Genomic DNA, 23,472 nt, shown 5'->3' with positions numbered 1-23,472 from the left:
TAAATGTCGGCACTTATTCGCCAGCCCTCTGGTCTTCCGTTAAAGGATTCTCCTTGAGCGGCGGCGTAACGGATTCATCTGCAGCAGCGGAAGCCGGAGCCGAAGTCGAATCCCCTATTTTCTTCAGATCGTCCTGAAGCTTGGTCATGAGCTCCTGGAACTCTTTGGCCTGCCTGGAAGAAGGATTCTCCTGCGCCGCTTTGGCCGATCCCGCCATCAAATAAATGAGTTCGGACCACTCCTTCATGAACTCGCGTAATTCGTGCTTGCCGTGCCTCCCGGATTGTCCATGCCGGCCGCGGCGCTCCCACCGATTCTCCGATCGTTCCGGGTCCGCTTTTTCTCTTTGGCGCAGATGCTCCTTCCCCTCATCCGTAATGTGGTAGAGCTTCTTGCCGTCTTCTTCACTAAACCCGATCAGGTTCAGCTCCTCGAGCAGCTGCAGGTTGGGATAAACCGAACCGGCGCTTGGAGTATACAATCCGCCTGTCTTCTCTTCCATCGCTTTAATCAGCTGGTAACCGTGCATAGGTCCGGTAGCGAGAAGCTCAAGAAGAGCAAATTTAAATTCCCCCCGCTCGAAAAACCGGCGTTTTCCTTCTCCCCGTCCGCCAAAGCCTTCTCGCGAACCGCCGCGATGATGCCGCGAGAATAGTTCCAGAAAGCCTTCATCCTTACCGCTAAACCGCCGCCATCCTTGATAGCTCTTCCGGTAATGGTTAAATTTCAATCGAATCATCCTCCAATACGATATATCGTTACAACAACATAATAATACGATATATCGTATTGAGTCAATAGCGACTGTTCAATTCTTTCTTTATATTTCCAGCTAGCCTAATAATACGAAAAAGCCGCGTTCTGCACGCAGCTTCATTCAGATCTTCTTTTCTTCGCATACCTTCGCCGCAACCTGCCTCGTTCCGCAGGAAACGATTTTTTTATCCCGGCACCGGCGGCTCCGTTCAAGCTATTGCGCTTGCCGCGAAACCATCGTTTTATTCCTCCCGGCTTTCTTTGCTTCGTACAGAGAGAGGTCTGCAAGATGCAGTAAGTACGAGGGTGAATCGGTTGGGGAAACACTCTCGGATATTCCCATCGAGGCCGTAACCTGCTTGCCTGTAGGGCTGACCGTATTTTCTAACGTTGTTCGAATACGTTCCGCAATGGTGAATGCTTCCCCGGCACTCATTTCCGGCAAGAGAACGACGAATTCCTCCCCTCCGAGCCGGCAGCAAATATCGCGGTCGCAGGCGGATGAGATCATGACTCGGACGACATGATGGATCACTTCGTCGCCGATCTGATGTCCATGCGTGTCATTCACCGCTTTGAAATGATCAATATCCAGAAGGATGATTGCATATTTTACGCCGTCATGAATCCATTTTTGCATAACAGACTCCATGGCTCTGCGATTTTTCAAACCGGTAAGCGAATCGGTCAATGCCGCTTCGGACAATTGTTCGGTTTGTTCCTTCATCTTATGAATGGCTGTCATGATCGTTTTGGTTAAAATATCCGCTTCCCTGTTCCAATGGTTTCCGCTGTGCAGCGGAGCCATCTTCCCGCTTTTGCTAAATAAATCAACCACATTGGACAGCGAAACGAAAGGCTTCGCCAATTTTCGGGCCAGAACGATAGCCAGTACCATCAACAAGAGCGCGGGAGGCAGCGTATAAAGGACAAGCTTGCTTATATGCTGATTCAGCTCCTGGTAGACCGTCGTGATAGGCGTTTGTGACACGACCCCCCACCCAATATCCGGGACAACCACATAGCCCGCCAAATTCACGATCCCTTTCGTATTGACGACGATTTCTTTTCCGTTTTTGGAATGGATGAGCTTGTCGATCACTCTGTTGGAGCTGGCATCATCTCCGAGCCGGCTTTTATCGGGATGGTACAGCAATCGGCCCGTGGGACCGACTACATAATAATAGGAGCCTAAGCCGTCCACCTTATTATTCCTGAGAATGGAATTTAACACATTGTCCTCTTGCAGGTAAATGACGCCGCCAATAAGTCCTCTATATACATTATGACTATCGTAAACGGGCTCGCTCATTAAAAGAATCAGTCTCCCGGTCGCTGCAATATAAGGAGGAGAAATAGAGGGGCTATGCGTCGTCAGAGCGTCCTTAATCGCATCGGAACTAAGAAATTGGCCTGTCATTTGAATTGATTGCGGAGAAAGCTCCAGAAGCTCTCCGTTTTCATCAATCCTAAAAATAGAGTTGAAATAACCGCTGCTTCTACGGGATAAATCCAAATATTCCTGAAGCTGCTCGGGGTCGTCCATATGTTTGGTAAAGTACATGGAGGTAGATTGAAGCGTTTTCCTCATCGATTTAAATAAAGAATCAATGGTAACGCTGATATCCTCGGCATTCGAATAATTCATGGTTAAGGTGGTGTCTATTAAAGTAAGCTTTTCAGATTGGTAGGAAGTAAATAAAGTGATCCCTATGGTTAGAGTGACAGCGATAGCTACCAGTCCCGTTAAGAGTACGGTTAAGCTTATTTTCTTTTTGTTACTATTATTCATACACATGCGACACCCCGTTACAATCCGAATCCATTTCAATTCGACATTTTTCGCGGTTTTCCTTGTTTTATGAAGCGAGCCTGCAAAAATATTTTAGCAGCTCTTTTTTACGGTGTGTCCCGGCCGTTCTTGCCCATCAAATCAAAAAAGCACCTTCGTTTAAGAAGATGCTTCCTTGTTTAATAATCCCACTCCGCCAAATCCTGCATGAGCGTTCGGGCAAAAGCCAGCTGCTCTGTCGTATACTTATCCAGAAACCTCATAAATCGCTCCTCGACTTCATGGTGTAAGCGGTTATGAATCTTATGCACTTTGTGGCCGTTCGGGGTCAGGCTATAATAAACTTCCTTCTTGTTATCATTGATCTGCTGTCTTTTTATTAATTTAAGCTGCAGCAGCCTTTTACTGATTCGCGTAATCGAGCCTTTGGTTAAACCCGTTTTTTCGGAAATGGAAGTGACATTAATCGGCGAAAAGTCCCCAATGCATGCAATTAAATGAATTTCAGACAAAGTAAGATCTATGTTCTCTCCAAATTGCGCTTCCAGGTTCTGCATTTCCTCGCGTACCCGGATTGCAAACTTGCTCTCTCTTACCTCCTGCTGGCTGACAAGCTGAATGAAATTTTTGAATATCCACTGCTTGGAAAGCTCCGTTGTTTGCATGCTCTTTCTCCTCTTTACCTCTCTCCTTTCCAATTATACACGACGGTTTTGGAAAAAACAGTTCGCATCGGCCTTTTTATTTGCGATACGACTGCTCGATCCCCTGCTTGATTCGATCCAAATCATTCGACTCATTCACGGAAACGGCCCAGGTGATGTAGCCGTCCGGCCGAATCAATACGGTATGCACATCCTCCCACCCTGGATAAGCCCCTGCAAGCGACGAATGAACCAATCGAATATGCTGAATTGAGAGTGGGTTCATTGCCTGAAGAAACCGCTCGTCCGAAGCAAGTTGCAGCAAAATATATTTCCCTTCGCGGAAAAGCTCGTAGCTGCTGTACAGCTCTCCGTCGTTGGAGCGAAGCAGGATCTCCGCCAAGCGGCAGGATGCCTTTCCTCATGATAGCTGTCCAGCAGCGTGGGCGGCGCCCATCCTTTCAGCTCGGCGGCAAGCTTCCAGCCAAGGTTCATTGCTTCCTGCAAGCCTACGTTCATCCCTTGGCCGCCTGCTGGAAAATGAATATGTGCCGCATCCCCCGCAAGAAAAATTCTTCCTGACCTGTAGCGCTCGGCCTGCCGCGTGGCATTGCCAAAACGCGTTAACCAATATGGATTCGATATGCCATAATCGGTCCCCAGCACGCGGATCATACCGGCGCGCAATTCCTCTCTTTCGGCCCTATGCTCCAGTATTTTTTCCGTTTCCGACTGGGCGATGAACAATGAATAATTGGACGAGGAATCAACGACACTGAAGTCCAGGCGCGTTTCCAATCCGGCATAATGTCCGGTAGGAATCGGCTTCCCTATGTTTAGCAATTCCTGCTTCAAGCCGCGCAAGTCCAGAATCTCCAGCGTGCGCGGATGTATACTCAGCGCCCGTGAAAGGCGTCGTATGCTCCAATCGTTCCAATACGCAGACACGGACACCGGCTAGAGCTAATTCTCCGGCCAGCGTCATGCCTACCGGTTCACCGCCAACGACGATAACATCGTAATTCATTTGACCTTCCTCCTTTAATGGTTACGGATAGAACAACGAAGCTTCCATCCATCCTGTATGGAATCCAAGCGCGGACTTCTGTATCATTTTTGTTTCGCACAAAACAATATTTCCGTAATTTTGTTTTGTTCGAAACAAAATTATAATATCACATGATTATATCGTCAACAATCCCTTCTTGAAAATTGTTTCTAACAAAACATTCAAACGAACCGTGTGCTGCAAACATCCTATGCGGCAATACTTAGCAGTGCTTACGGTTATCAAGAACAGGCACTGCCTCAAAAACCGGCTACTGATTTTTTAGTTCCCGCAGACAGCCTGCCAAAAAGGCCAACCCGTAATCTCTGTTTGACCTGTTCATACGAAAAACGCCTCCACCCCACTTATACAGGGTTGGAGGCGTCTTGCACAGCATGTGAAACGGAGCAATCGGTGCTGCTTTTTTTATTTCTTAATTACGGAAAAAAGCTCCGGGAGAAACGTACATGAACCGTTCCCCTCTTGCCATGACATGGCACTTCTGCTCCGGCGTATGCTCATACAGCTCCTGCAGGAAGTAGCCCGGCTTCTCGCTATTGCCGGAGAACACATCATAATGCAGCGGAATAACCGTGTCCATCCGGGCGCCGACCGCCAGCTCCGCAGCTTCCCGGTAGTTCATATTCCCGATCAGTCCCCGGCTTCCTCTGTAGTAATCTCTTCCGTTGATCGGGAGCATACCCAAATCGATTTGCTCCGCCAGAAGAAATTCCGACAATCCCGGATAAATGACTGTATCGCCGGCATGATAAAGCTTGACGCCGTTCATCTCGATCAAATAGCCGACATATCGATGCTTCCGGTCGCTTCCGGTCGTCTCCAAGACTTCATGGGCCGCCGGCACCGGTTGGATTCGGACCTGATCCCCGCCCGCTCCTTCCAGCTCGATCCATTGTCCCGTAAGCGCATCGATAATGCGCCCGGAATCAATTCCGCACTCGCTCTCCAGGATCGGCCGGCAAAAAGCCGGTGCCATAAACGTGGTCTGCGGGCATTGCGAGGCTATGGCTTTTAACGTCCACGGGTCCAAATGATCCTCATGCTCATGGGTAATGAGGCATAGGTCAGCCAAGGTGATATCCTCAGGCCTCAGCAATGAAGGATACACCCGCTTCACGCCTTGCGTATGGTCCAAGAAATCGGAATGAAACGGGTCGATGTGGATGATCGTTTGCCGCCCCTTCAGCACAACGCTCTCTTGTCCGAAAAACCAGACGGCAGCGCAGCCGGAAGGAGGAGAAATCATGCTTATTTCGTCCATCAGCCTTTTGGGCGTACGAGCCGGATACGGCTGCTCAGGCTTCACTTCGCTTCCTCCCCCTTATGATGATAAGACTCTGCAAAGCAGAGGTTTAATATTTCACTCTGCCGCCGAAAATTTCCTTGATCTTCTCCAGTGGCGCCTTAGGCACCCGGTCATACGTCAGCAGCCCGTTAATTTCCTGCTCCACGTCGGTCAGCTGGGTGTAGCATATGCCCTGAACATGAGGCGACTGCAGGAACGGCTCCACGACATCCGCGAGCTTTTTCAGGAAGTCCTCTTCGTTCTCGGCGCCGGAATAGCCCCAGCCTTCCCAGTCGCTCTTCTTATAAGCAATACCTCCGAATTCAGTCACCAATATAGGCTGACCCTCGTATGGAGTACCGCCAACCAGCACCTCGCGGCGATGCGGCTTCGGACCTAACGTTTTCTCCAAGGTAGCATACCGTTCTTCCAGATCCTCGCGTCTCCATTCATAGTCGTGAATCGTAACGAGATCCGTGCTCATATTCTCCCAACCGTCATTGGAGATGACCAATCGGGTATCGTCCAGCGACTTGGTCATATGGTACATCGCAAGCGCATGCTGCTGCTGGCGGCGGTCGACCAGGATGTTCGGAACGCCCCAGCTTTCGTTAATCGGCACCCACACCACAAGGGAAGGATGGTTGTAATCCCGCTCAACAGCTTCCTGCCATTCCGCTGTCACCTTGCGCACGTATTCCTCGGAGTACTGATAAGCGTTCGCCATTTCTCCCCATACCAGGTAGCCGAGCTTATCCGCCCAGTACAAGAACCGCGGGTCTTCAATCTTCTGATGCTTGCGCGCGCCGTTAAAGCCCATCTCCTTCGCCAGCACAATGTCCTGCTTCAGTGCTTCGTCGCTTGGGGCCGTCAGAATGCCATCAGGGAAGTAGCCTTGATCCAGCACCAGCCGCATGAAAAAGACACGGTTGTTCAGCATAACCTTGCCTGCTTCGACGGAAATTTTGCGCATGCCGAAATAGCTTTCAACGGCATCGGTCTGCTGCCCGTCTACGAACAAGGTAACGGTTACATCATACAAATTAGGCTTGTTCGGCGACCACCAGCGGCCCAGCCCATGATCGTTGAAATCATGCAGCCCTATCGTTCTCGATTCTTGCGCGTGCTGGAGACTGATCGTCGTGCTGGCCGAATATTCGTCTTTAAAACGAATATCGATGCGCGCTTCTACCTTGCTCCCAGCCGCAGGCGCCTGGTTCAGGAACGTGCGGATCTGGATTTCATTCGTATCGATATCCGGCTTGAATTTCAGCTTCTGAATATGCAGCTTGCTTACCGGCTCCATCCAAACCGTCTGCCAAATGCCGGTTGTCCGTGTATAGAAGATGGAGGCGGAATCCGCTTTCCAATACTGCTTACCGCGCGGCAGTGTCACATCACGGCTGTAATCCTCGGCGCGAACCACCAGCACGTTGTCTCCCTGCTGAAGAGCAAACGTAATGTCCGCTTGAAACGGAGTGTGCCCTCCCTCATGGAACGCTACCTGTCTCCCGTTCACCCAGACGGTAGCCTTATAATCCACGGCCCCGAAATGAAGCACGATGCTTTGGCCGGACCAATCGGCCGGAACGGTAAAGCTTCGTCTATACCATACCAAATCGTGAAAGCCGGTCTCGCCGATCCCGCTCAATTTACTTTGGTAAGCGAAAGGAACTTGAATTTGCTTGGTAAAAGCTTTGGCGCCCAGCCCCCATTGTTCCCCGTCACCGATACGCTCGTCGTCAAATTCGAATTCCCAAGCTCCGTTTAAGTTAAGCCAAGGTTCTCTAACGAGCTGCGGTCTAGGATACTCCGGCCGTAACAATTGTTCAGTCATGTCAATACTCCGCCTCTTTTCATTAACTTTATAATTAACTTCATCATTGCCTAATTAAGATATTAAACAGCCTCCCGCATAATGTCAACACAAAAGTTGATTATTTAACCGTTAGGTTATATAATCGAATCAGTTAGGAGTGTTAGCGATGAAAATAGATGTGACCACGAAGAATATGAACGTGCTGGAATGCTTCTCTTCCGAAACTCGAGTCCGCATGATCGAGCTGTTAAACGTAAGCCCTTATAATATTGGCGAGCTGGCCGAAGCGTTAGGCTTGTCTTCAGCGATCATTACAAAGCATATACAAAAGCTCGAGGAGGCCGGTATTGTCTCCACCGAGAATATGGTTGGCAAACGGGGGACGCAGAAGCGCTGCTCCTTGAATATCGATCAGCTCGTACTGGTGCTGCGAACCGCCGAAGCGGACAAGCCCAACAACCATAACCGGTTTACGGTAGACCTGCCGGTCGGACAATACAGCCGTTACGAGGTTCGGCCCACCTGCGGGTTAGCATCCTCCGAGAAGCGGATCGGCATGATCGACGATCCCCGGTATTTCGACGACCCCGAGCATACGAAAGCGGAGCACCTTTGGTTTGCCAGCGGTTTTGTGGAGTATCGGATTCCTAATTACCTGGTCGGTCAGTCCGAAGCCGAAAGCATTACGTTCTCGCTCGAAATCTGCTCCGAGGCCCCTCATTATAACGAAAATTGGCCGTCGGATATTACGTTCTCCGTCAATGACATAGATGTGGCTACCTGGACCTGCCCGGGAGACTTCGGCAGCAAGCGGGGTCTGTATACTCCGTCATGGTGGAACGAGAACGATACCCAGTACGGGCTTCACAAAACGATTTCCGTGACTCGCGAAGGCACTTTCATCGACGGCATCCAATTTTCCGGCATTACGATACATCAGCTGAACATCAAGGCCGGACAGGAGCTTCGCTTTCGCATCGCTTGTCCCGAGACGGCTGTGAACTGCGGAGGCGTCAGTCTCTTCGGCAAGGGGTTCGGCAATTATCCGCAGGATATTCGCGTGACCATTATTGTATAAACCTTCCGGTCCGCACAGAAAAAGGACTCTCTCGCTAAGCCGAATTTCGACAGCTCAGCCGAGGCGAGTCCTTTTTTGTACAAGTCAAGTACAGGTAAGCTTCAACGTAAGACTTTACTTTTAAGCGCTGCCTTCTTATCTCCGTTTCTTAAACTCGAATGCATAGATAGAGTGGGCATTTAAGTTCAAGGTCAAGCGGCCTTGCTGTGCCGTTGTCCTTTTTTCCCGTGCAGCAATACGATCCGGTTCAAACACCGAGTTGATGGCTTCGTAATCGTCTCCAGTAATTTCCCATACTTTGACATCCGACTCCAGGGGGAAAGAATCGATCATGATTTCCGTCTCGGCAGACTCGAGCCCCCGGTTCACCGCAAACAGCGTCAACGTATCCTCCGCCTCGTTTATGCAGGAGACGACATCCAGGACAGGCAGGTGCTGAAGATCTGCCCCATGACGGTTTCTCTCAGGCGTTACTGTAAAGGCAGCGCATTCCGCTTCGCTGTGCACGACATGGGCGATGCTGCGGTTCGCATACAGCTTCATCAAATGATACGTAGGCGTCCCGTACACCGTCTGGCTCTTCCCGCTCCAGCCCGTGAGCTTGCCGCGATACTGATCCGCATATTGATCCCCCACACGAATGCATCCGCCCAGCCAGCCATTGACCAAATCCGAATAGCTGCCAATCTCAATCAGGCCGGCTTGCCGGATAAATTCATTCCAATTTGCCGCATTAGCGACGGCGGCCTCCAGCGTATGCTCCATCGGGAGCCCTTTACGAATGGTATTCGGATAATACATAGTGGTATACTCGGTAACCGCCAGCTTGACATGACGGTGCTTTTCACTGCTTAGAATCTGTTCGCCCGTCGTTTCAATGACCTTCCGCGTAACCTCGGGATAGGTGACGATAGCCTTATAGCGCTGCTCTTTGGGCGTATCGGGGGTAATTCCGACCGTGCCGAAGCCGTGGTAAATATGCAGCGTCAAATAATCCATATATTCGCCCGCAATATCCAGCACAATCCGGTTCCATTCCGGGTCGACGTGCCCGCAGGCCATCAGGATGATATTCGGATCGGCCTGCCTCATCGCTTGGGCAAAGCGGATATACCGATGGGCGAACTCCTCCGCCGAGCAGTGACCCACCTGCCAGGGACCGTAAATCTCATTGCCTATCTCCCAATACTTGACTCCGTACGGCTCTGCATGGCCATATTGCGCCCTCAGTGCGCCATAAGCCGTGTCCTCGCTTCCATTGCAGTATTCCATCCACTGCACCGCTTCTTCCGGCGTACCGGAGCCGGCGTTGACGCAAATAAGCGGCTCGTTGGATACATCCCGGCAGAAGCGGATAAATTCGTCCGTCCCGAAATATTTATTCGTCCAGCCGCCCCATGCTTCGTTGATCATATTCGGTCGCTCCAGCTCGGGCCCGATCGCATGCTCAAAATGATAGGCGCTAATATAATTGCCTGCGAGGCGCATCATACCGGCATTCAGATCCCGGGTCATGTCTACAACCTCTTTCTTAACGATCCCCGCACTATCGGCCGGAAGCATCGAGACATGATCAAGCCAAACAATACCTGTCGCCGTAGAATCCTTCCACACCGCTCCCTCCGAGGAGAGGATCAAGCGGAACTCTGCACGCTCGGCCGTACGGGACGGGATGAAGGAAAAAGAATATTCCCGCCAATTATGGCTGGTCAAGTCGACCTGTGCGGCGCACAGCCGTTCCCCGCTCGCCGGGTCGATCACCTCGCAGACCAGCTGTCTGACCTCAATGGCGGCTCTCGCAACGAGCCGAACCTTGTATTCCATACCTCCGCGCAGCGAAATCCGTTGACCGATGCCGGCTTCGCATTGGTCGCTGCTGTAGATGCGTATTTTTTGGCTGTGACCGGAATGTTTCGGAGCCGCCGGCTCCAGAGCGAATTCCGTATTTTTTCCGTTATTGATCGGATACCAGCCCGCGGATACGCCGTTCACCGCCTCGTCCTCGAAGTCCATATCCTTCAAGACAAAGGCAAGCATCGCATCCATATGATCGCGAATATCCTCGACGAAATGACCGAATAGATAAGGGTTTATTTTCGCAGCCTGCGCTTTTTGAGCGTCAATCCTGATCTTTGCTTTGCTAACCATACATCTGTTCCTCCCAGTAAAATTATTCCTTATCGCGGTAAGGCGCCGCGTAGTTTCGCGGATCTCTTTTATACGAGTAGCTGCCGGGATAAGGGAGCGGATCTTCGCTTCGCATCATCCATACAGCCAATTCCCTCAGCAGCTCCAGCTCCGCTTCCCTGGCTTGCGGACTCCCGAACAGATTGTTGAGCTCCAGCGGATCGTCGGTTATGCGGTACAGCCCGCCCTTCCCCTGCATGCTCATGTTCAATTTCCAGTCGCCTCTGCGCACCGTCCGCATAAACCCGGCCTGTGTGACCGTATTCAATTCGTCGAAGCGGACGATACGCTCCCCGTCTATTATCGTGGAGCTGTCGAACGCCCTGATGTCCAGCCCGTCATCCTCCGTAAACTCCAATCCGCCGAAGCCGTGCTCTCCGTACGCGCTGGCAAATTCTTCTTCGGGGTACTCTTGGCCCGTCAGAAGCGGCCACAAGCTCCGTCCCTGAACACCGGCCGGAATGTCCGCGCCGACCGCTTCGCAAAGGGTAGGCAGCAGGTCCACGATCGAGACGTGCGCTGGATGCGGCCTGGCGTTAGGAAGGATCCCCTGAACCGTTAAAAAATAGCGGAATCCGGAGCAAAATGTCCGGCAGCTCCGGGCCTTTTTTGATGAGGCCGTACTCTCCCGTAAAATCTCCGTGGTCTGACAAAAATACAAGGAGCGTGTTCGCCAGCTTTCCCGCCGTTTCCAGCGATTCGACCAGTCTGCGGATCTGGTCGTCAATCAACCGCAGCATCCCGAAATAATTGGAGCGCACACGCGGAATTTCCGCAGCATAATCCGGATTGAAGTAATCTCCCTGCCGGCGGCACCACTGCCACTTGAAGCCTTTACGGTTCCCATCCTCTGCCGCAGCTCTCAAGGGGGGCAGCTGCTCCGGAGGGAACATGGAGAAATACGGCTCCGGTGCCTGGTAAGGGTTATGAGGCTCGGGAAAGCTGAGCCACAGGAAGAAGGGCTCCCCCGCTTCGTTCAACGATTCCACCCAATCCAATGCCGCCGTTACCCCTCGGGCCGGATTTTGATATTCCACCGGAAAAGGTGCGGCTTCCAGGCTGCATTGAGACCGCCGGCTCAGCCAATGAACGAATGCTTCTTCCTGCTCCGCTCGGAAAGGTGCCCGGATCCCCAAAGTGATTCAATGGCACATGATGATCGAGAGAAGGGCTGTCAGCGGTGAGATACGTATGGTTTTTCCCGATAAGCGCTGTGGCGTAGCCCTGCCCCTTCATCACATCGAATACGTCCTGCGTATAATTGGCATGCCGGCTGCCCCCGTTTTCCCTGACCCGGTGAGCGCCGGGGTAGCGCCCCGTCAGCATGCTGCAGCGGGCTGCCACGCAGATAGGAGAAGCGGTGTACGCCTTGTCAAACCAGATTCCCTGCCGGGCCATTCGATCCAGAAAGGGGGTCGTATCCAGCGGAAATCCATACCTCGCGGAAACGTCTGCCCGCTGCTGGTCCGTCATAATTACAATGACATTCGGTTTGTTCACAGTGTCCAATCGGACCTACCTCCCGGCATTCAATTCTGTCATCCCTTTAAAGAGCCGATCATGACTCCTTTGACGAAATGACGCTGCACGAACGGATACATGATCAGCACAGGGACACTTGCAACAATGATAAGCGCATACTTGATGCTTTCCGCCAAAAGCAGCTTTTCGTCCATACCGAACGTCGAGCCGGCTTGATCCAGAATATTGCTCTGGCTTACGATCAGAATTTCTCTAACGGACCAGCTGAAGCGGGTACAGCTCTTGGTTGCGCAAGTAGATCAACGCGTTAAAGAAGGAGTTCCAGTGACCTACCGCATAATAAAGCACCATGACGGCAAGGATCGGCTTGGACAGCGGTAAAATAATATGGGTCAGCAGCCGGAAATTGGAGCACCCGTCGATCAAGGAAGCTTCTTGAATCTCCCAGGGGATGCTGTTCTGAAAGTATGTCCGCATAACGATCAGATTGTATGTTGCAATAGCGTTGGGAATGATTAAAGCCCAGATCGTATTAACCAAGGCAAGACCTTTTACGACCAAGTAGGTCGGGATCAGCCCTCCGCTAAAAAACATCGTGAACGTAATGAGAAACATAAGCAGATTTCGTCCCGGCAAATCTTTTCTGGAGAGCGGATAAGCAGCAAGCGTCGTTAGCAGCAGGTTAAGCAAAGTGCCCGCCGTCGTATAAATCAGTGTGTTCCTGTAGCCGGTCCAAACGGCATTATAGTTAAAAATTTCTTTGTACGCCTCCATAGTAAAGCCCTTCGGCAGCAGCCACATGTCTCCGCTCATTACCTTCACGGGATCGCTGAAAGAGGCGCTTAGCACAAAAAGCAGCGGATATAGAACCACAATGAGAATCAGGGCCGAAATTACGTAAATCCCCGCATCAAACCATTTTCCGTCGGAAATTCGGCCTGCGGCTTTGTTGTTCATGCTCTCCCTCCTACCATAAGCTTGTTTCCGCCTTCTTGCGGGCAAACCGGTTTATAAGAATAAGCAGGGCAAAATTAATAACGGAATTAAACAAACCGATCGCAGAGGTATAACCGAAATCGCCTTTCAGAATTCCGTTCGTATAAATGAACGTTTGGATCACGTCGCTTGCATCCTTATTCAAATTATTTTGCATCAGAAGGATCTTCTCGAAGCCGATATTCATAAAGTGTCCGACATCGAGGATAAGCAGAATAATGATGATGGGCAGAATCCCAGGTATCGAAACGTGCCATATTCTGTGGAATCGGCTGGCTCCATCCATTTTCGCGGCTTCGTACAGCTGCGGATTGATGCCGCTTAAGGCCGCGATATAAATAATCGACTGCCACCCCATGTTCTGCCATATGTTAGACCCTATAAACACCGTTTTGAACCATTCGCCGCTGTTCAGAAAAGCGATCTTCTCCGCCCCCGCCGCATGCAGGAGCACATTGATAAATCCTGTCTGCGCCCCAAGAAATAACTGCAGCATGCCGACAATTACAACGACAGAAATAAAATGCGGAATATACGTTACATTCTGCAGCCATTTCTTGAAGCTCTGACTGCGGATTTCGTTGATCAGCAATGCAAGCAGGATCGGGATAGGGAAAGAAAAAAGCAGGGAATACAGGCTGATGGAAATGGTGTTCCAGAGCAGCCTTCCGAAATAATAAGAGGAGAAAAACCGTTCAAAGTTATCGACGCCCACCCACGGGCTTCCCACAATTCCTTTGGCAGGCTGAAAGTTTTTAAAAGCGATTTGAACCCCGTACATCGGCCCATATTGGAAAATAAGATACCAAGCGACCGGAATTAGCAGCATGAGATACAAGTCATACCGGACGAGGATTCGTCTGCACAGCCGGCGCTGTTCGGACCGAAAGCGTTCGCGCTGTGACAGCGTTGTCCCGGCTATACCGGCAGCCGGCGGTTTCAGTTTCGTTTGCATCGTCGTCACCCCCAGGCATGGCGTTAAAATTACGGCGGGTACAAGCGCCCCTTGTACCCTATGCCGCATCGTTACTCACTTCTTTTTATAGTTGGTGTCATAGGATTTTTGGTAAATAGCTTCCAGGCGGGTCAAATCCATCTGCCCGAGCGTTTTTACATATTCATCCCATTTATCGAACCCGACGGCGCCTGTGATCATCTTGCTGGTCGTTTCGGCTACGTAGGTGTCAATATCCTGACGGAGCGTATCGACTTCCTTGGCCGTATTTTCGTCAAATAACGGAGCGCCGTACACTTGCTTAGGCATATACGGGTCTAGCTTCGTCTGGGCTTCCTGCACCTCCGCCGGATTGATGGCGGTTGCATTTTTCTCGCTGATCAAATGAGGAGCGCCGCCTCCCGGCCAGGCCGTGAACTGCCCGATTGTCGTCCCCGTTCCGCGCTTATCGTTCCAGATCTCGTCCGTATATTCAGGCAGGCCGTCAGGCTTGAGATTGAAGGTTTTGCCCTGGATTCCGTAACGGAAGAAAATGGATCCCTCATCGCCATAGAAATAATCGACCCAACGCATGGTGGCCTCGGGATGCTTATTGACCGACGTGATCGCAAACGTTCCGAAATCTCTGGCAATAGGGCTTGCGTTTACTTTCTGATCCCCATGCGGCCCTTTAAACGGCGGAATTCCCGTGAAATCATCCTTCTTCTTCGTGAACGGATCGTTCGCCTGATTATGGAAGAAGCCGATATTGCCCGAGGCCATCTTCCCGACAAACTGGGTTTCGGTTTGAGTAAATACTTCCTGGTCCAGCAGCTTCTCCTGATAAAGCATGTGCAGAAATTGCAGATACTCTTTGAACCTTGGGTCCGACAGCCAGATATGCACTTTATCGTCCTTCACTTCCAGCTGGTAGCCCATTTGGCTTTCCAGTCCCCATGAGCCCGACATGGAGCTGATAAGCGCATCCCAGCTCCGTTCGCTCATCGGCAGATCGTCCTGCTTCCCGTTCCCGTTGGGGTCGTTATCGCGGAATGCCTTTAATACCTGTACCAGTTCGTCCGTCGTCTTCGGCTCCTGCAAATTCAGCTTCTGCAGCCATGCTTTATTGAGCCACGACTTATTCGTTCTTCCGGAAGTCAGCGTCACGATGCCCGGCAGCGCGTAAATGTGTCCGTCCGGAGCGGAAATCGCCGGTTTGATTTCCGGGTACTGCTTGAACAGCTGCTGAAGATTCGGCGCATACTTGTCGATTAAGCCTTCGAGCGGAACCAGCATGCCGCTGCTGCCGTATTTAACCGCCTCAAGCGGAGTCAGCGAGGCTTTATACAGAGCATCCGGAAGCTCGTTCGAGGCAAACAGCAGGTTTTTCTTTTCCGGGAATCCGTCTTGGGGCACATCCTCCCACTCGATGTCCATTTGGGTCTTCTTCTCGTATTCCTGAAAGACGAGCATATTCTCGTAAGGTCCGTTGGGCGGCGATTTTCTGGCGAAAAACTTGAGCTTAACCGGCTGTTCTACAATCGGAAAGCCTGCTGCCGCGACGTTCGAATCCGTTTTTTCGGCAGGCGTGTTCCCTTTCTTCCCCTCTTCGCCGGAAGTGCATGCAACGGTAACCGTTGACAGCAATGCGGTAATCGACATCAAAGATACTGTTTTTTTTAACCTCTGCAATGACGCGTCCCCCTTAACGATACGGTATTGTTAACGCTTTAATCTTATCAAAGTAAGCGATTACAAAAGACTGCAATAATCCGTAAAAAAACTGCAATAATTATAACTGCTGCTTCCCGCTCCTTGCTCTTCGTTCATTCCTTGCTCTTGGCATATTGATGCGGCGTCATCCCGACCAGATCCTTAAATACTTTAAAGAAATAATTATAGCTCGCGAAGCCTACACGCTCGTTAATCTGATTTACTTTATACTTGCCGCTGCCGATCAGCCGCTTGGCATGATCAATTCGAACCCGGTTCAAATATTCGGTGAAGTACATCCCCGCCTCCTGCTTAAACAACCGGCCCAAATAAGAGGCTGTAATTCCCGCGTGCTCCGCCGCCATATCCAGTGAAATATTTTCGGAATAATGACTGTCTACATATTGTATCGTGTATTGAACGTATGAGGTATAACGGCTGTTGTTCGCGTCAGCGTTCAACCGTTCCGTCAATTGGCGGAAGAGCTGCTTGATCCAGCGGGCGGTACGCTCCAGCTGATCAGGCGCCTTCAGCTCCTGCCTGCCGGGGAAATCGCCGGCGTAATAGTCCTCATCCTTGTTGCCGGACTTGCGCCATACCTTATCGGCAAGCTGGATCAGCTCGTTGACTAAATAAGCAGCCGATGAGGAAGGGGCCCGCCGGCTCCTGAACGATTCGAGGATATCATCCAGCAGCGCATCCAGCCCGATTCGGTCGGACTGCTCGATGGCCGTTACCAAATCCTTCTCCTGACGAACGGTTAAAGTGAACACGTCTTTATTCTCGGTATGCCCATCCATAGCAGGGACCTCATTAGCCAGTTCCCGCAATGCAGACGAGTAGCTCAAAGGAATTTGAGAAAACTTATGGCAGATTGATCCTGATGCGAAAGAAACGCGGAGATTCAGATACATCTCCAGAGAGCTGGATATTCTTTGAAGGCAAGTATGCAGCCGCTGATGAATGTCGTTCTCGCTCCGCCCTTCCGGAAAAGCGGCCAGTACGGCGAATTTCCCATAATCCAGTTCAGCGGCAATCCCGTTATCCGTTTGGGATAAGCCCTGCTGAATCATATCCAGGATAGAACGCATTCTTTTGTTGCTGTCCAATGCCGTCTGTTCTTCGGTTCGATCATGCTTCTCGACAGTATGGATGGCGGTCACGACCAGATTTCGAATGCCGATAGGCGACAGGTGGCGAAAATATTCTTCAATCCTCGGAAAGTTCCCTTCCATTCCCAGAAGCAGCTCCTTGAAATAGGTCCGGGCCACTTCCTGATTCAGCGCAGGCCAATGCTTTTCGATATAATTCAAATTCGACGGCCGCTCCTCCTTCTCGAGTATTTCCCGCTTCACCTTCTCCAGTAACTCCAGCAGCCCCGCAGAATCCAGCCGATGCTTAAGCAAGTAATCGACGGCGCCGTTCTTCATGGTTTCACGGACATACTCATAATTATCATAGCTGCTCAGCATAATCAGCTTCATTCGGTCCGACGGATTCTTACTCATATATCGCGAGAGCTCAACCCCGTCCATTCCCGCCATACTGATGTCGGCAATAACAATATGAGGCGCCTCGCGTTCGATGAGCTGAACCGCCTCCAAACCGCTGCCCGCTTCGCCGCAAACCCTGAATCCATGCTGCTCCCAGTGGATCAGGTGATGCAGATACTGCCGGGCAATCCATTCATCATCCACCAATAGCACTTTGAGCATCGCGTTCTCCCCCTCTTTGAACGGGAATGGTGATTTCAACCGTAGTAAATGCGCCGGGCCGGCTAAATATTTGAATGCCGTATTCAGGCCCGTAAACCATTCGAATTCTCTCGTTTACATTACAGATGCCCATGCCGCCGGACCGGAACGGCTTCTCGTGTACAGAATCGGTCTTCAACACACGTTCAATCTGTTCCGCCGACATGCCGCCGCCGTTATCGGTGACTTCAAGCTTAAGCAGGCCGTTCTCCATGTAGGCCTTCAGGGTAATCATTCCCTTCTCGTGAATACTGCCTACGCCGTGCGTCACAGCATTCTCCACAAGCGGCTGCAGGATCAGCTTAAGCACCTGGATGTCGAGCAGCTCGGGAGTTACTTGGTAATGAATACTGAAACGGTCCGCATATTTATACTTTTGAATATTGACATAGCTCTGGACGTAGTGCAGCTCCTCTTTTAAAGAAATAAATTCCTTGGTGTTCCCAAGCACGCCGCGCAGCAGCTCAATCAGCGAGGAGGAAACCTCCTCAATGTTGCTCGCATGGTTCAAGCCCGCCATATATTTAATCGTATTCAGCGAATTATATAAGAAATGAGGGCGAATTTGCGCCTGAAGCGCCGTTAATTCCGCTTCTCTTTTCAATCGTTCCCGATGCTTGATTTCATTCATCGATTCTCTTAAACGGCGGAGCATGCTTTGAAAAACCTGCGACAGCTGCCCGACTTCATCCTCCGAAGTGATATGCGTTGCCGCGATAAAGCTGTCCTCCTGCACCCGCTCCATCGTGTTTCTTAAACGGCGAAGATTTTTCGTAATGTGGGAGGAGACCGCTATGGAAACTAAAATAACGGCCATATATACAAGCAGCACCAGATGCAGGATTTGACTCCGCAAAGCCGTCGAATCTTTCAGCAGCGTATGCTCGGGAATAATGCCGACGGTAGTCCAGCCTGTAAAGTCCGAGGCCGAGCTGACAACCAGCTGCTTCTCCCCTCCGATCGTTTCCTCCTGGACTTGGCTGGTGTTTATGTACTTTTGTAAATGGGCCGTAAGCTTCTGCGCCTCCCCGGCAGCCTCCATGCTTTTGTCAGCGGACGAATAGACGAATTCCCCCGTGCTGTCCAGCACATAAAAATAACTGTCATTGGAGGGCCGTATGTCATAATTACTTTGAATAATTTGGTAATTCAAGTCTATCATCACGACTCCGATCGGCTCCCGGTTATACCTGATCGCTCTTGCGATGGTGATCGTTTCCTCCCTGCCGATATTGTTCCGCTTAATAAACGTTTTTTGCTCCGGGGCTTCAATAATTTGCCGGATCAACGCCTCATTCAGATTGGTACGGTCCATATACGGAACGCCTACCGCAAAAATTTTCCCGTTCGTTCCAACCACGGAAATACGGTTAATTTGAGATTTGTAAGCAGTCAAATAGGAAAGAAAGCTGTTAATCTGCTTCTTTTCTTTAAACCACTCCAGCGAAATCTCATAATTGTCGCTGCGCAAAATATCGATCACATTCTCTTGATTGGTTACAACGAGAGCCAGCAGATGACTCGCATCCTTCAGCACACCGTTGACATTCTCGTCCGCTCTGCGGATGCTGTCGGTTACGTAAATAGTGGCATTCTTCTTGATGCTGTTCGTAAGATTGATATAGATGACGAGACCCACCAGAATTAACGCTCCAAGCACCAATAAACTGAACGCCGCAAAAATTTTTGCCTGGATACTCTTCTTGAACGACGCGAATAAAACGAATTTACGATTCCAGCGCACGAGCCCGCCGCCTCCCTGCAAGCGCTTTTATTTTTGGGTTCGAAACATGAGCGGAGCCATTTTATAGTAATTTTTGAACGCTCTGGTGAATGAAAATAAATTCGGATACCCGAGGGATAAAGCAATCTCCGTGATGGTTGCGTCGGTTTCCTTCAGCAGGCGCTGCGCCTTCTCCATCCGGATTTTCTGCAAATAGCTGAGCGGCGGTATGCCCACCTCCCGGGTAAAAGCACCGGAAAAATAAGAACGGTGGAGTCCGGCGAAGGAGGCCACCTGCTGTACGGACACGCCTTCCGCCGCATGCAGCTCCATAAAGGCAAGGCATTCCTGGACCCAGCCGGCAGATACCTGCTCGGGCTTGGGCTGGCTAACCGGTTGAATGCCGGCAAACAAAGCGAACAGCAGGCTCGCAAGCTCCAGCGACACCGCGGAGGTCCAGCTCGCCGTCCCGCGCATCAGCTCGTGCATCCGGGTGATGGCTGCCTCCAATGCCGAACAATCGGGTTGATACATATACGGGGTTTCCGGCGTTAAACCGGCCAGCTCCAGCAAGGCCTTGGCCCGGGGACCATCCATAGCGATCCAGATTAATTGGAGCGGTGCATAGGAAGCGGAAATGGAGTAATGGTAAGTAAAACCCGGAAACAAGCAAAACAAATGATTTCTGCCAAGGGTCACCCGTCGATCCTGAAACTCGAAGCAGACTGCGCCTTCTTGAACTAAATGAAGGCTGAAGCATTCGATTCGTTTCGGCTGTACGTTATAATTAGGCTTCGCTATACTCCGCCCTGCGCGGATCGGCCAGATCTGGCCTTCCTTGTCCAGACTCCGCGGCGTATAGTAAATAAATTCAGCATGCTCATATTCATATTCCTGCAGCATAGCTTCCTTCCGTCCCCCTCATCTCTGTATACAGCCGAATTAAAAAGTGACAAAATGATAAATTCAAAATAACAATATGCCATATGATTCTGTTTATATATCTAATATTATCATATTAGGAGGCGATAGGACACGATGACTAAACCTAACATATTGTTAATTACAAGCGATCAGCAGCATTGGAACACGATAGGTGCATTTAATAAAGAAATCGATACGCCGAACCTGGACCGGCTGGTACGGGAAGGAACGACCTTTACCCGAGCCTACTGCCCTAACCCGACTTGTACGCCAAGCCGAGCCTCCGTGATTACGGGGATGTATCCAAGCCAGCACGGGGCATGGACACTCGGCACCAAGCTGCTTGAAGACCGGCACACGGTCGGAGAAGATTTTAAAGCGGCGGGCTATTCTACCGCATTAATCGGCAAAGCGCATTTTCAGCCTTTAAAATCAACGGAGGAATATCCTTCGCTTGAGGCCTACCCCGTTCTGCAGGATTTGGACTATTGGAAATCGTTCGACGAGTCGTTTTACGGCTTCGATCACGTCGAGCTCGCTCGGAATCATACGAATGAAGCGCATGTGGGACAGCATTACGCGTTATGGATGGAGGAGCAGGGCTGCACCAACTGGAGAGATTACTTCCGTGCGCCAACCGGCACTATGGACCCTGCGCAAACCTACAAATGGCCGATTCCGGAAAAATATCATTACAATACGTGGATTGCCGAGCGAACCAATGCGCTTTTGAGCGAGTATAAGGAAGCGGATGAGCCGTTTTTCATGTGGTCGAGCTTCTTTGATCCTCATCCGGAATATTTGGTGCCTGAGCCGTGGGACACCCTATACGATCCGGATTCCTTGACCGTTCCGGAAGCGGTGCCGGGAGAACACGACCAGAATCCGCCTCATTTCCGAAAAACGCAGGAAGAGCATCCCGACTTCAGCGACTTGTATGAGACCGGGCTGGAGATCCACGGGTATCGGCCCATCATTATTACGAGTACGGGACCAAGTTCCGGCTAACGGAATACGACAAGAAGAAGCTGGTAGCGGTTTATTACGGCATGATCACCATGATGGATAAATATATCGGAAAAATTCTCGATAAGCTGGATGAGCTTGGATTAGCGGAGAACACCCTCGTCGTGTTCACGACGGATCACGGGCACTTCTTCGGGCAGCACGGCCTCCAGGCCAAAGGCGGCTTCCACTATGAAGATTTAATCAAGCTTCCTTTCCTCGTCCGCTACCCCGGGCATGTGCCTGCAGGACGGCGGTCCGATGCGATTCAATCGTTAGTGAACCTTGCCCTTACGTTTTTGTCCTTCTGCGGCTTGCCTGTTCCACACGCTATGACGGGAGTAGATCAGCGCGAGGTATGGAACCGGGCTTAAGGATCAAGCCAGAGATCACGCCATCTGCGAGTTTCGGCATGAGCCTACCACCATTCATCAGAAAACGTATGTAGATGAAAGGTATAAAATTACGGTTTACTACAATCAGACCTATGGGGAACTATTCGATCTTCAAGAGGACCCAGGTGAGCTTCGCAACCTATGGAACGTGCCGGAATATGCGGCTTTGAAGTCCGAGCTGCTGCTGAAATACATCTGGGCCGAGCTTGGCAAAGAGCCGCTGCCTATGCCCCGCATTCATCATGCATAATTTGGATTTTTAAAAAAAAGAGTCTGAACCCGCTTAAGCAGCCGGTTCAGACTTTTTTTCTTGCGAGCATTCTGTTCTGTGAAAATAAAGTCTTAGACTCCTGACTTAAAAATTTTATTAAATCATTCCTCAGCTGCACAATCTCATTGTTAGCGATATTCACATAATCCGGCAGCATCATATCACTAACCATTGTAGTTCGCAGCCATGCCATAAAGAAAAGATCCAAAAAGAAGTTTGGAAATTTAAGCACCATTTTAAGCATGGGCGGATCAATGGAAACGCCAGCTTTTTGTATTGCCCTTAGATACGCTTTTAAAGTGACTGTTATTTTACGTGCCGTCTTTCTGGTTCTGACTGTTTTTATGTCAATTATCTTATTCTCAGAATGCAAAAAGCTCAACAGGGCCATGTCTGATACGGAATGTGTGATTAGATACGCTTGCATATCCTTTTTAATAACGTAGGGAAGCTTTGCTGTTTTAAATAATTTTGCGAGGTTTTCTATGCGTTCTGTCACTGCACCATTCATTTCTCCAAACACAGTTGCCGCTATCATCTTTGGTAGAAATCGAGCATGCAATACTCCATCTTTAATCTGTCCGCCGAAGCCGGGAAAAGCCGGTAAAAGATACTTTACTGATATTTACGAATTGTTAGAATCTGTTGAAACTGACTTATTGAATGACCTGAAAAAAGAATTGGCGAATAAAGAGCTATCGAAGCATACGGTTCAAGATACGCTCTATTGTCTGGATAACAGAGAACATCCCCTGATTCTTAATGCCCTTTTGGGTGATTATGGAAGTACCCGTTTTTTAAAACGCTTAAAAAAAGAAATTACTTTGGATCAATTAGAATTAAACGTTCCGCAAAACCATTCCTTAACGCCATACTTCATTGAGTTTTACCTGACAACCTCCCTTTCTTTATTTCGCCTTTGGATTCAGCGTCAAAAGGACTTATCGTCAGAAGAATTTTTCAAGTTAGTGGAGAACCTATATTCAAGAGGGATTACTCCCTATTTTAAAGAGTAAGTCTGTCATCAAACCAAATCCCAGACTGACCTAACCTACTCTTAAAGGTCCGCATTCTGTAAATACAGAGTTCTGCAAGGTTTTTCAGTGAAATTGCCTCTATTTGTGATATGGTTCACCTTAACGCTCATAACGGCGAAAATCGCAAAAGGAGTTGCCGTGGCAGCTCCTTTGTTATATATATGGGATTGATCTTACTGTGAACGTACATCGTCGAAATTCCGCAGAAGGCGTTGCTCCAGCTCTTTTTCGTTCGTTTTTAGTTCTTGCATGATCGGAATACTCATATCGGTATTGGGATTGTACTCAAGGCCCCAATGCATGATGGCAAATATGACCGGAATCAGGTCAAGTGCTTTTTGTGTCGGCCGATACATCGTTTGTGCCCGGTTTGACTCGCCTTCAATTTTGACGAGCAAGCCTGCTTCAACTAGTGATTGGAGCCGTGCGCTCAAAATATTGGTTGCGATGCGCTCGCGTGAAGCCAGGAATTCGCGGTAATACCGCTTGTTATGGATAAGGACGTCACGAAGGATGACGAGACTCCATGGATCGCCCCATATATCGAGCGCATATACAATTGGACAAACGGTAGATGTTCGCTTTTTCATGAGCATGATTATACGATC

Annotated in this window: 18 protein-coding genes and 3 pseudogenes; 3 read left to right on the top strand and 18 right to left on the bottom strand. The window is 50.1% G+C overall.

Features of this window, described 5'->3' with window-relative positions:
* Window positions 1-13 precede the first annotated feature (13 nt).
* The 6 genes and pseudogenes from ACHHV8_RS12945 to ACHHV8_RS12920 form a co-directional block, all read right to left on the bottom strand.
* On the bottom strand, window positions 14-739 hold the full coding sequence (locus ACHHV8_RS12945; protein ID WP_395158625.1) for a PadR family transcriptional regulator: 726 nt from the start codon (window positions 737-739) through the stop codon (window positions 14-16).
* Between the two features lie 231 nt (window positions 740-970).
* Window positions 971-2,548: a sensor domain-containing diguanylate cyclase gene (locus tag ACHHV8_RS12940; protein WP_395158624.1), complete on the bottom strand. Its 1,578-nt coding sequence runs from the start codon at window positions 2,546-2,548 to the stop codon at window positions 971-973.
* Between the two features lie 179 nt (window positions 2,549-2,727).
* Entirely contained in the window at window positions 2,728-3,213 is a 486-nt protein-coding gene (locus ACHHV8_RS12935; RefSeq protein WP_395158623.1) for a MarR family transcriptional regulator, read from the bottom strand.
* 76 nt (window positions 3,214-3,289) lie between these two features.
* Window positions 3,290-4,219, bottom strand: a pseudogene (locus ACHHV8_RS12930) (FAD-dependent monooxygenase).
* Window positions 4,220-4,673: 454 nt separating this feature from the next.
* Complete coding sequence (locus ACHHV8_RS12925) at window positions 4,674-5,567, bottom strand: MBL fold metallo-hydrolase (RefSeq protein WP_395158622.1); 894 nt, start codon at window positions 5,565-5,567, stop codon at window positions 4,674-4,676.
* 46 nt (window positions 5,568-5,613) lie between these two features.
* Entirely contained in the window at window positions 5,614-7,383 is a 1,770-nt protein-coding gene (locus ACHHV8_RS12920) for a glycoside hydrolase family 2 protein (RefSeq protein WP_395158621.1), read from the bottom strand.
* A gap of 148 nt (window positions 7,384-7,531) precedes the next feature.
* On the opposite strand from ACHHV8_RS12920, the gene ACHHV8_RS12915 reads away from it, so the two are divergent.
* Window positions 7,532-8,443, top strand: coding sequence for an ArsR/SmtB family transcription factor (locus ACHHV8_RS12915; RefSeq protein ID WP_395158620.1), 912 nt, complete (start codon window positions 7,532-7,534; stop codon window positions 8,441-8,443).
* A 135-nt stretch (window positions 8,444-8,578) separates the two neighbouring features.
* Here ACHHV8_RS12915 and ACHHV8_RS12910 read toward each other — a convergent pair whose 3' ends face one another.
* The 10 genes and pseudogenes from ACHHV8_RS12910 to ACHHV8_RS12865 all read right to left on the bottom strand — a co-directional run bounded on the left by ACHHV8_RS12910 (window position 8,579) and on the right by ACHHV8_RS12865 (window position 20,135).
* Window positions 8,579-10,591: an alpha-L-arabinofuranosidase C-terminal domain-containing protein gene (locus ACHHV8_RS12910; RefSeq protein ID WP_395158619.1), complete on the bottom strand. Its 2,013-nt coding sequence runs from the start codon at window positions 10,589-10,591 to the stop codon at window positions 8,579-8,581.
* Window positions 10,592-10,613: 22 nt separating this feature from the next.
* Window positions 10,614-11,135: a hypothetical protein gene (locus tag ACHHV8_RS12905; protein ID WP_395158618.1), complete on the bottom strand. Its 522-nt coding sequence runs from the start codon at window positions 11,133-11,135 to the stop codon at window positions 10,614-10,616.
* Window positions 11,136-11,166: 31 nt separating this feature from the next.
* Window positions 11,167-11,619: a sulfatase-like hydrolase/transferase gene (locus ACHHV8_RS12900; protein ID WP_395163492.1), complete on the bottom strand. Its 453-nt coding sequence runs from the start codon at window positions 11,617-11,619 to the stop codon at window positions 11,167-11,169.
* Complete coding sequence (locus tag ACHHV8_RS12895) at window positions 11,555-12,130, bottom strand: sulfatase-like hydrolase/transferase (RefSeq protein ID WP_395163491.1); 576 nt, start codon at window positions 12,128-12,130, stop codon at window positions 11,555-11,557. The genes ACHHV8_RS12900 and ACHHV8_RS12895 overlap by 65 nt, the downstream gene beginning before the upstream one ends.
* A gap of 38 nt (window positions 12,131-12,168) precedes the next feature.
* A pseudogene (locus ACHHV8_RS12890) lies at window positions 12,169-13,069 on the bottom strand (carbohydrate ABC transporter permease).
* Between the two features lie 10 nt (window positions 13,070-13,079).
* On the bottom strand, window positions 13,080-14,063 hold the full coding sequence (locus ACHHV8_RS12885; protein ID WP_395158617.1) for an ABC transporter permease: 984 nt from the start codon (window positions 14,061-14,063) through the stop codon (window positions 13,080-13,082).
* Window positions 14,064-14,138: 75 nt separating this feature from the next.
* Window positions 14,139-15,734 carry an extracellular solute-binding protein gene (locus tag ACHHV8_RS12880; RefSeq protein WP_395158616.1) on the bottom strand — a complete coding sequence of 532 codons (1,596 nt, stop codon included), beginning with the start codon at window positions 15,732-15,734 and terminating at the stop codon, window positions 14,139-14,141.
* A 134-nt stretch (window positions 15,735-15,868) separates the two neighbouring features.
* On the bottom strand, window positions 15,869-17,470 hold the full coding sequence (locus ACHHV8_RS12875; protein WP_395158615.1) for a response regulator transcription factor: 1,602 nt from the start codon (window positions 17,468-17,470) through the stop codon (window positions 15,869-15,871).
* Complete coding sequence (locus tag ACHHV8_RS12870) at window positions 17,445-19,253, bottom strand: histidine kinase (protein ID WP_395158614.1); 1,809 nt, start codon at window positions 19,251-19,253, stop codon at window positions 17,445-17,447. The genes ACHHV8_RS12875 and ACHHV8_RS12870 overlap by 26 nt, the downstream gene beginning before the upstream one ends.
* 27 nt (window positions 19,254-19,280) lie before the next feature.
* Window positions 19,281-20,135 carry an AraC family transcriptional regulator gene (locus ACHHV8_RS12865; RefSeq protein WP_395158613.1) on the bottom strand — a complete coding sequence of 285 codons (855 nt, stop codon included), beginning with the start codon at window positions 20,133-20,135 and terminating at the stop codon, window positions 19,281-19,283.
* Window positions 20,136-20,270: 135 nt separating this feature from the next.
* Here ACHHV8_RS12865 and ACHHV8_RS12860 point away from each other — a divergent pair.
* Window positions 20,271-21,806, top strand: a pseudogene (locus ACHHV8_RS12860) (sulfatase family protein).
* Window positions 21,807-21,852: 46 nt separating this feature from the next.
* Here ACHHV8_RS12860 and ACHHV8_RS12855 read toward each other — a convergent pair.
* A complete protein-coding gene (locus ACHHV8_RS12855) occupies window positions 21,853-22,338 on the bottom strand; it encodes a hypothetical protein (RefSeq protein ID WP_395158612.1) in 486 nt (161 codons plus the stop codon).
* On the opposite strand from ACHHV8_RS12855, the gene ACHHV8_RS12850 reads away from it, so the two are divergent.
* Window positions 22,313-22,843, top strand: coding sequence for a TetR/AcrR family transcriptional regulator (locus ACHHV8_RS12850; RefSeq protein ID WP_395158611.1), 531 nt, complete (start codon window positions 22,313-22,315; stop codon window positions 22,841-22,843). The genes ACHHV8_RS12855 and ACHHV8_RS12850 overlap by 26 nt on opposite strands.
* Before the next feature lie 194 nt (window positions 22,844-23,037).
* Here the strand turns inward: ACHHV8_RS12850 and ACHHV8_RS12845 are convergent, their stop codons facing one another.
* Window positions 23,038-23,460, bottom strand: a complete 423-nt coding sequence (locus tag ACHHV8_RS12845) for a winged helix-turn-helix transcriptional regulator (RefSeq protein ID WP_395158610.1) — start codon at window positions 23,458-23,460, stop codon at window positions 23,038-23,040.
* Window positions 23,461-23,472 lie beyond the last annotated feature (12 nt).

The organism is Paenibacillus sp. TAB_01 (assembly GCF_043945595.1).
Classification (GTDB): Bacteria; Bacillota; Bacilli; order Paenibacillales; family NBRC-103111; genus Paenibacillus_S.
Note: the sequence above shows the minus strand (reverse complement) of the source record. Positions and strands in the feature narration are given on the sequence as shown.

Coding starts and splice junctions, on each gene's coding strand:
- ACHHV8_RS12855 (WP_395158612.1), bottom strand. CDS start 22,338: ATGAATGGTGCAGTGACAGAACGCATAGAAAACCTCGCAAAATTATTT.
- ACHHV8_RS12935 (WP_395158623.1), bottom strand. CDS start 3,213: ATGCAAACAACGGAGCTTTCCAAGCAGTGGATATTCAAAAATTTCATT.
- ACHHV8_RS12850 (WP_395158611.1), top strand. CDS start 22,313: ATGCGTTCTGTCACTGCACCATTCATTTCTCCAAACACAGTTGCCGCT.
- ACHHV8_RS12865 (WP_395158613.1), bottom strand. CDS start 20,135: ATGCTGCAGGAATATGAATATGAGCATGCTGAATTTATTTACTATACG.
- ACHHV8_RS12915 (WP_395158620.1), top strand. CDS start 7,532: ATGAAAATAGATGTGACCACGAAGAATATGAACGTGCTGGAATGCTTC.
- ACHHV8_RS12885 (WP_395158617.1), bottom strand. CDS start 14,063: ATGCAAACGAAACTGAAACCGCCGGCTGCCGGTATAGCCGGGACAACG.
- ACHHV8_RS12920 (WP_395158621.1), bottom strand. CDS start 7,383: ATGACTGAACAATTGTTACGGCCGGAGTATCCTAGACCGCAGCTCGTT.
- ACHHV8_RS12875 (WP_395158615.1), bottom strand. CDS start 17,470: ATGCTCAAAGTGCTATTGGTGGATGATGAATGGATTGCCCGGCAGTAT.
- ACHHV8_RS12940 (WP_395158624.1), bottom strand. CDS start 2,548: ATGAATAATAGTAACAAAAAGAAAATAAGCTTAACCGTACTCTTAACG.
- ACHHV8_RS12845 (WP_395158610.1), bottom strand. CDS start 23,460: ATGCTCATGAAAAAGCGAACATCTACCGTTTGTCCAATTGTATATGCG.
- ACHHV8_RS12945 (WP_395158625.1), bottom strand. CDS start 739: ATGATTCGATTGAAATTTAACCATTACCGGAAGAGCTATCAAGGATGG.
- ACHHV8_RS12910 (WP_395158619.1), bottom strand. CDS start 10,591: ATGGTTAGCAAAGCAAAGATCAGGATTGACGCTCAAAAAGCGCAGGCT.